8 protein-coding genes are annotated in these 7,433 nt (G+C 58.9%); 1 reads left to right on the forward strand and 7 read right to left on the reverse strand.

The window, feature by feature from the left end; translation table 11 throughout:
• Window positions 1-175 precede the first annotated feature (175 nt).
• The 7 genes from EOL86_10585 to EOL86_10615 all read right to left on the reverse strand — a co-directional run bounded on the left by EOL86_10585 (window position 176) and on the right by EOL86_10615 (window position 6,588).
• Entirely contained in the window at window positions 176-1,108 is a 933-nt protein-coding gene (locus tag EOL86_10585) for an ATP-binding protein (GenBank protein NCD26018.1), read from the reverse strand.
• A 10-nt stretch (window positions 1,109-1,118) separates the two neighbouring features.
• On the reverse strand, window positions 1,119-1,607 hold the full coding sequence (locus EOL86_10590; protein NCD26019.1) for a hypothetical protein: 489 nt from the start codon (window positions 1,605-1,607) through the stop codon (window positions 1,119-1,121).
• A gap of 25 nt (window positions 1,608-1,632) precedes the next feature.
• Window positions 1,633-3,450, reverse strand: coding sequence for a VWA domain-containing protein (locus EOL86_10595; protein ID NCD26020.1), 1,818 nt, complete (start codon window positions 3,448-3,450; stop codon window positions 1,633-1,635).
• 78 nt (window positions 3,451-3,528) lie between these two features.
• Window positions 3,529-4,500: a DUF3150 domain-containing protein gene (locus EOL86_10600; protein NCD26021.1), complete on the reverse strand. Its 972-nt coding sequence runs from the start codon at window positions 4,498-4,500 to the stop codon at window positions 3,529-3,531.
• 350 nt (window positions 4,501-4,850) lie between these two features.
• Window positions 4,851-5,159 carry a hypothetical protein gene (locus tag EOL86_10605; protein NCD26022.1) on the reverse strand — a complete coding sequence of 103 codons (309 nt, stop codon included), beginning with the start codon at window positions 5,157-5,159 and terminating at the stop codon, window positions 4,851-4,853.
• A 50-nt stretch (window positions 5,160-5,209) separates the two neighbouring features.
• Entirely contained in the window at window positions 5,210-6,181 is a 972-nt protein-coding gene (locus EOL86_10610) for an AAA family ATPase (protein ID NCD26023.1), read from the reverse strand.
• Window positions 6,182-6,396: 215 nt separating this feature from the next.
• Window positions 6,397-6,588, reverse strand: a complete 192-nt coding sequence (locus EOL86_10615; GenBank protein ID NCD26024.1) for a hypothetical protein — start codon at window positions 6,586-6,588, stop codon at window positions 6,397-6,399.
• Between the two features lie 363 nt (window positions 6,589-6,951).
• Between EOL86_10615 and EOL86_10620 the strand changes: the two genes are divergently transcribed.
• The coding region (locus EOL86_10620; protein ID NCD26025.1) for a hypothetical protein at window positions 6,952-7,433 on the forward strand (482 nt) is incomplete at its 3' end.

Raw genomic sequence — 7,433 nt, forward strand, 5'->3', positions numbered from 1 at the left:
GCCTGCTAGAGGAATTGCGGCTGAGTGGAGTTACAAGCCTCGTCTTTCAAGGCGAGGACGTTGACGGAACATTCCCGACAGTGCTAATAATGGCGTCAAATCCGCATTTTTTCATGTTGATCGAGTTTATTTTTTTAAACGAGTAGGCGAAGGCGGCTTTTCGCTGTCAGTTTTTTCAAATATTACTCGAGTTTAAGCGTGTCAGCATCTTCTCGAACTGTTTCCTCCGCACCGGCCTAGCCCTGCACTGCCCCAGAATTACCGCCTGCTCCTCAACCTGCGTGGCAGACATCTCCCTGATCGAGGCCAGCCCGTACTTCGAGCGGACATACTCCTCGTAAGGCATGACCAGGTCAGCCAGCCCAAGCCCCGCCAGTTCTCGCTTCAGGCGCTCCGGAACCCCGGGGTTTAGCTCCCCGACGTCGACCTGTGGGGCATCGCCGAGCAGCCAGCTCCCAAGCCTCACCCCGACATCCTCGTTCGGCACGAAGTGCTGGCCGTCAAAGAGCCCGGTTCGATCCTTGGTCGAAGACGCCACATGGCCGTCGATGGAGAGGTCCAGCACGACCGTGAACTCGTACTCCAGGCCTTCGCGCTGCACAGGGGCCAGCCCGACCTTCACGACCTTCGTTTTGCCACCATCCTGTTGGACCTCGTAAGCGGTCTTCGTCCGCATGGTCACGATAACGTGGAGGTTCGTCTGCAGGAGCGTGTCCACCAGGCGGTTGTGCTCCGGGGTGATCTCTCGCCAGGCGGCGAAACTGTTCTTCAGGGCCTTGGCGGCTTGGTCCTGCATCTCAAGAACTCCGCCAGGTCCCGACCAGGCGTGACTCAGGCTGTCGATGATGACGATGTCGTACCCGGCCTTCTCGGCTGCGTTGATGGCCTCGATGTACCGAGCAGGGGTGTACGGCGGGGTCAGTTGGGCGACGTCGTAGGCGCAGAGGCCCGCGTACAGTTCGCCGCTGCCGCGCTCGGTGTCGATAAGGGCTATCCTGCCGCCGAGTCCCTTGGCGATGCGCAGGGCCGAATAGGTTTTGCCCGACCCCGAGGGGCCGCACAGTGCCAGGCGGAGCTTGGCCGCGCTTCTTTGTGCTGGTCGAAACATGGTGTCCTCCTTACCGGATGGTGATGATGGTTCTGGGCACGAGACGGGCGCCGTCGACGGCCTGCCCGCTTTCAAGGGCTTCCTTGATGAGCGTCTTCTTGGGCTTCTGCTCGACGATCACTTCTTTATATATGGTCGGCAACTCGCTTATGTCGGCCACATCCACGGTCATGATGTCCCGTAGCGACAGGCTCCCGTAGTTGCCTTTGAGGCTTTTCACCCCGTAGTGCGTGAGCAGTCGCACCAGGTACTCCCGAAAGGCCTCGATGCGCCGCTCCATGGCCTGGCGGCGCAGGCGTAGGCGGCGCTCCTCGTCCTGCAGCCACTCGATCTGGTTCTTGCGGCGTCTGACCACGTGCGAGATAGCGTCGACCTTCTCAGCCTCCTGCAGGGCGAGGCTGTCCAGATATTCCAGGGCCTGGGGCTGGGCGTCTTCAAGTTCATCGGCGACGGCCAGGATGTTGGTGATCTCGTGTTCTATGCTTGCAAGGCTGGTCATGAGGGAATCCTCCTAAGTTGGCTGTTCAAGGGATAAGGGCTTGCTGAAGCACCCCGAACATTGCGGGGCTCAGTTCGGCCAGGTTCTGGATGGTCCTGCTGTTTCGGGGCAGAAGACTTGCGATGCAGTCGGAGCCGATGCCGATGCCGTACACCTCAAAACCCGTCGCTTCGGCCACGGTGATGGCTTTCACGGCGCACTCGGTGCTGTCGGGGCTCCCGTCGGTGACGATAAGGATGATCTTGCGATTCTCTTTGAGGGTGAGCATGTCCTGCATCGTCCACCACAGGGCCTCGCCCATGGGGGTGCCCCCGGCAGGTGAGAGGTCGAGGGACGCATGTACCCGCTGGCCATGCCTGACCATGGGGGCCACGGTGGAGTACGAACCGTCCGGCAGATGGTCGGCAGGAAAGGCCGTGATGGCCACGTTTATGCCCATGGCTTGTAGGGCCTTGCCCAGGGCGTAACAGGATGTGCAGGCCAGACGGATTTTACGGACCATGGAGCCCGAGCAGTCCAGGAGCACATGCACGGCCGTGTCGATGCCCTGGCGATGCTGATTTCTGCGGAACACGCGGGGATCCGACACGGCCAAGCGATGCAGGCTCCGCGTATCGAGCCTCCCCTTGCGGCCGAGGGCGGTCCTGGCTTCCACCGCCGTCTGCAGCAGCGCGGACAGTCGGGTGCGCAGGGCTACGGAAGCAAGGGTAGCATCCTTAATGTCGTCGCCTGTGAAGGGGCTGCCTTGCTTCGTGGTCTGGACTGCCACGGTAATGGTGTTTGGGGTGGCATCCTGTCGGGACGCGTCTTCAAGTGTAGCAGAGAGGATCGAACCGAGAGTGGGAGGCAGTTCGTTCTCCCCGGCTCCGAGCAGGGCGCCGAGTTTTTGTCTGGCTTCCTTGGCAAGGTCGGAGCCAACGCCCTGTTTGGGATCGGTATCAATCCCTTTGTCTGACCCCTGCTGGCTTGGCGAGGTGTCTTCGCCTGGTTCCTGCGAGTGATCGCCGGATGGAGTGTCCGGTATGTTATCACTGTCAGCCGTGTCCTGATCGCCTGCTTCGGGGAACTGGCGGGGAGCACCGCCCTGTTCGTCTGATTGGGGATCGGAATCACTCGTAGCGCCGTCCTGTTCTCTGGCCCCATGTTCATCCTCAATCGAGGCCCCACTCAGCCCACCTGCTTCTGGCCCGTTCTGGGCTGCGTCGGGTTGTTCGGGCTGATCGGGACTGGCTGCCTGCTTCAGAACGCGCACTATCTGACGGGCGGCATCGATGGCGTCCTGAGTTGTGCGGCAGTTTCTGCGCACGTTCCCCAGAATGACCTCTATCTGGCCACGGACATCTGGAAACTGACTGTCGACCTGCGCCGCCAGGCTGTCCCTGGCCCCCGAGAGTTCGGGCACATCCCAGCACCTGACGTGAAGCAGTATCCAGTTCAGGATGTCGGCTGCGGAAGGAGCTGCACAGTTCGGCTGCCCCGAGCCGAAGACATGCTTGATAAGCCAGTTGAAGTTACCCCTGCACCCGGGAAATACTTCCGCCAGTCTGTTTTCAACGCGCCAATCTTCGATGGTGTTCCACACGTGCATCTCAAGTGGGGAAAGCCCGGCCTGCTTCAAGGCATGGAAGTCAGTGTCGCGGATATGTGCGGCCTCGTGGTCGAGATACCCGCGTGCAAGGGCCAGGAATGTGTCGGGGATGTCCACGGGCAGCGCTGGCAAGTGGATAGTCTCGCCATTGGTGTAGGCATCGCTCCCACTGATCTCGATCTTCACTCCGTATTTTCTGCCGAGCACGCTTGCCACCAGGGGCAGTGAGCGTGTGACGGCCTGTGTATCGATCATGATTGTCCTCCAGAATGCGAAAAGCCCCGGAGCTTGTGACTCCAGGGCTTTCTTTCGTTATGTGTTTGTCCATTGGCATCACCACAGACCCCAGTTGGGTAGCACCGCCTGGGCAGGTGGGATGACGTGGACCCGGGCTATGTCCTCAGGGACAGGCATGGCTTCAACTCTGTCGTCGTTGACCAGCAGCAGATCCAGAACATCCCGTGAGGTTGTCCCGTCGATGACCATCTGGCCGTGTTCGACAAGTCCCTCCGCGTCCCGAAGCAGAGATACGAGCCCCTGCAGCATGAGTAGGTTCGCGCCGTCGATCCTGCCTCGCTTGGGCAGGCTCTCGAACGCGGTCTGAATGAGTTCCGCGACCGGTGCAACCCGGGGTTCGACGAAGCTCAGGCCCGTCAGCTTCTGATGAATGGTTTTCAGGGGAGAGAGGGCCTTTCTGGTGATCTCGGTCTTTCCGGCAAAGCATTTGTGCCAGGCTTCGGTGGCCGCCTTGGAGATTTCACCGAAGAGGGTCTGGCCAAGGCTTTCAACTTCCTCGGCAAGTCCGGCCGTAATCGTGTCGGCAGGGTCTGGCGGTACGATGCGGTAGACCTTCCAGGTGAATCCCATGCGGCTGCGGACATAGTCGGCACTGACCGTGGAGTCGGCAATGATCTGCTCCCAGCCCGAGTGCTTGGTTATCCAGTCGCGGACTGACTGGTCGTAGCTGTCCAGGAACGCGTCTCTGGCTGCATTGAAGTCGTCCTGGATCTGCCGCAATTCTGTGACGATGTCGTCCGCCTGGTTTTCAGGAATGGCCCATCCTCCCAGAAAGCGCACGCCGTGCCGGTCAAGCAGGCTCACGGCCCTGGACTTGAGCGTTCCGAAGATGCTCAAGCTCTCCGGGTCGCAGATGCGCTTGCTGCCGAGCGACGCCAAGTCCTCTGGGGGAAGCGTAGCCCCTGCAAAGTCCTCGGGGCTCAGTTTCTTGCGGGCCGTCCATATGTTCACCTCAAGGTGCAGGGCCAGCAGGCTGTTCAGGACCTTGATATCAGTTTGCGTGTTCATTTAATTCTCCTCCCATGAAACGAGTGTCTGGTGCGGCGCCCAAGTTTAAGTTCACGATGATGAAGTCCTGTCGGTCGATCTTGAACAACACCCTGCGCCGCATCTCCTGGAAAAGGCATTCGCTCCTGCACTCCCGGTTCTTGACGGCGCGGATGGCGCATGTCTCGAAGGACGTGCCGCCGAAACCTTTGACCCACATGCGACTGGTCAATCCCAGGGCGGTGACCTTGGCTTTTCAGTGATGGCGGAACCCCGTTCCGGGGACCGGTTTGGCCAGTTCGATGGACTGGTGGAAAGGGAAAATCCGATTGAGACATATCCATAAATGCTCTCTTTGGTTAAGTTGATTTTCAAAATGTGACCCAACACAGTCCGTATCCCTCATGAATTTTGGTGAGTGTCCTATCCATCAGTTCCTGCACCGGATTGCCGTCAGCGCATCTGGTCAGGTCCAGAACACGGCCTTGACCGGCAGTGTTGAGCCTTCCCCATTGCAGAGTGAGGCCGGCTGGATGTGCGGCGGCTTTCCAGAACTTGCCACCATGGGACGTGGATTTTTCCAGGAGCACGGATGGAGGGTGGACGCAGGTGGACAGGAAGGATGGGTTTGCAACCATGGCCTGAAGAACCGCGGTCATGGCCCTGCGTACTTTGGTCATGTCGTCGGGAGTGGTCGCATCTTTGTGCGTTTCAGCAGCTACACTCCTCTCTACTCCCCCAAGGACTGCGGAAACATGCGCTGGGCAAGTTCGTGCAGGACAGCCCTGGTTTCCCGTGTTGCGCGGAACCCAAGCGCGCGGTCCAGCGCGTACGTGACGGGCTGCACTCCCTGCCTGGATAACGGCTGGAATCGAACCGTGAGGTCCGCCCAGCGCAGCAGGGTCCTGGTCGAGAACGTAACTTCGATGCTGCTGCCGGTCGCGCCCGCTTCACCCATGAACAGTTTGCGGATCTCGCCCGCGTACTCGACCATCTTTCGCCGGATCGTATCCGGGAGTTTTGGTGCGTGCCGCGCGAGCAGCGTCTCTTCTGCGTTTTTTGCCGGATACCCGACCTCGCACAGCCAGAAGCGATCGAGGAATGCGAGGTTCTGGCGGAGCGTTCCCTGGTAGAGGCCAGTCTCGTCAGAACCCCCGTTGGTGTTCGCGGTGGCAGCAAAGCGGAACATGGGGTGCGGCCTTATGAGTTCCCCGCCGTTCTCCGGGATGCACAGGGGCTCCCCATCGAGAATCCCGTTCAGGCCCGTGGCGGTGGCAGGTTCCAGTAAGTCGACCTCGTTGAGCAACAAAAGCCCCCCAAAACGCAGAGCTAAAGCCAGTGGGCCGTACTGGAACTCCATATTGCCGTCGCGAACGGACAGATGTCCGACCAGATCCGGGAATTCCAGACGGCTGTGCCCGGTGACCTCAAAGACCGGGTAGTTCAGGCGTGCGGCCAGCTGCTTGATGAGGCTCGTCTTGCCGCTGCCTGTGGGGCCAAAGACGTACAGGGGGTCCGATGAGTTCATAAGCCAGACGATTACGTCCCGGCTGGTTTCGTGAAAGATGTAGTCCGGATCGGGAGTGGGTGTGTAGCTACAGGGCCCGGAGTATCCGGCAATCGTTTTACCAGAAGGTGTGGCGCTGAAAACACTCCCGGCGTCCAGGTCAAGAGGTTGGAGATTGTCCAATTCAGAATGCATAGTGGTATTCATGTGTGTCTCCTGTAAAAGCCCGGTCCGCTCTTGAGAGGAGCCGGGCTTTAGCGTTTGGGCATCAGGCCGCTGCCCTGCGCATGTGTTTAAGTACAGTCGAAAGCCGAGCTTGATTTGAGCTGAAACCTTTCCGCTGCCAGCGTTTCCAAAGATAGGCGACCGTGTGAACAATGGTACTGATCGGGGTGAGCATGGTTTTCTCCTTAGGGTAAATCCGTGAATCTGCCGGTGATCCAATTCTGAGCCTTGCGGGACGTCTCTGCCAGGTTCTGTGCCGCTGCAACGGCAGCTGCGCCAAGACCCGTGGCGACAATGAGCGCGGCCACGCCTCGGGCTTTGAGGGCGACGTGTTTGCCGACCTCGTAGAAGATCTTGATGGTTGGGGTGGTGAGCACTGGTCCTCCGTGTGGTGTGGGTTTTATGAAATAAGAAAGCCGCCAACTTCCGGGTTGGAAATAGGCGGCTTGAGACTTGTAGGAAGATAGAGGCTATCTCTTTGTCTTCATAATCTTATAACAAATTATGAATGCATATTTGATTGATTAAGTTTGAAATAGATCTGCGTGTAAAGACAAAGTGTTTTATTCGTAATATATTAAATTGAATTAGACTGTTGTGCGGGATAATTAAACAAAAAAAAATTAGCATGAAAAATTTCATCAATCTTCGGCGCGGAGAAACCTTCCTTCAGGTGGGGGAGGAAGCGCCGCCTCCTATTTCCTCTTGGCATTTGTGCAAAACTATAGCATATATGATCTATGAAGCGCACCGTCCGTCTCAAACTCCACCCCACTCCCGACCAGGTCGACGCTCTTTGCGATACCCTGGCCATGGTCCGCGACTGCTTTGACACTGTCGCGGCGTACGGATGGGAGCAGGGGGTGAAGAACGGAGTGGCGCTTCATAAAGCCACCTACTACCATCTCCGGGAGAAACACCCGAGCCTGCCTGCGCAGCTCGTCTGTGCGGCCAGGGTCAAAGCCACCGAGGCTATCGCCTCCGCTTTCGCGCTGAGGGCCAAAGGTCGCAAGGCCCATTGCCCGCGCACAAAAACGGGGAGCATTCGCTATGACGCTCGCTCGCACAGGGTGCTTCCGGGCGAGGCGAGTCTCGCAACCACGGTTGGGCGCATCAAAGTCGTCTGGACGGCGAATACGCATGCCGCGGCCATTCTGGCCAAGGCCGTCGAGTTCGACTCCTCCGACCTTCTTTACCGAGACGGTACGTGGTGGCTGCATTC

Source organism: Deltaproteobacteria bacterium (assembly GCA_009930495.1).
In the GTDB taxonomy this organism is placed as follows: domain Bacteria; phylum Desulfobacterota; class Desulfovibrionia; order Desulfovibrionales; family Desulfomicrobiaceae; genus Desulfomicrobium.

What these genes read in the sequence shown, in the direction of transcription:
- EOL86_10585 (NCD26018.1), bottom strand. Translation starts at nt 1,108, where the DNA reads ATGTTTCGACCAGCACAAAGAAGCGCGGCCAAGCTCCGCCTGGCACTG.
- EOL86_10590 (NCD26019.1), bottom strand. Translation starts at nt 1,607, where the DNA reads ATGACCAGCCTTGCAAGCATAGAACACGAGATCACCAACATCCTGGCC.
- EOL86_10595 (NCD26020.1), bottom strand. Translation starts at nt 3,450, where the DNA reads ATGATCGATACACAGGCCGTCACACGCTCACTGCCCCTGGTGGCAAGC.
- EOL86_10600 (NCD26021.1), bottom strand. Translation starts at nt 4,500, where the DNA reads ATGAACACGCAAACTGATATCAAGGTCCTGAACAGCCTGCTGGCCCTG.
- EOL86_10605 (NCD26022.1), bottom strand. Translation starts at nt 5,159, where the DNA reads ATGACCAAAGTACGCAGGGCCATGACCGCGGTTCTTCAGGCCATGGTT.
- EOL86_10610 (NCD26023.1), bottom strand. Translation starts at nt 6,181, where the DNA reads ATGCATTCTGAATTGGACAATCTCCAACCTCTTGACCTGGACGCCGGG.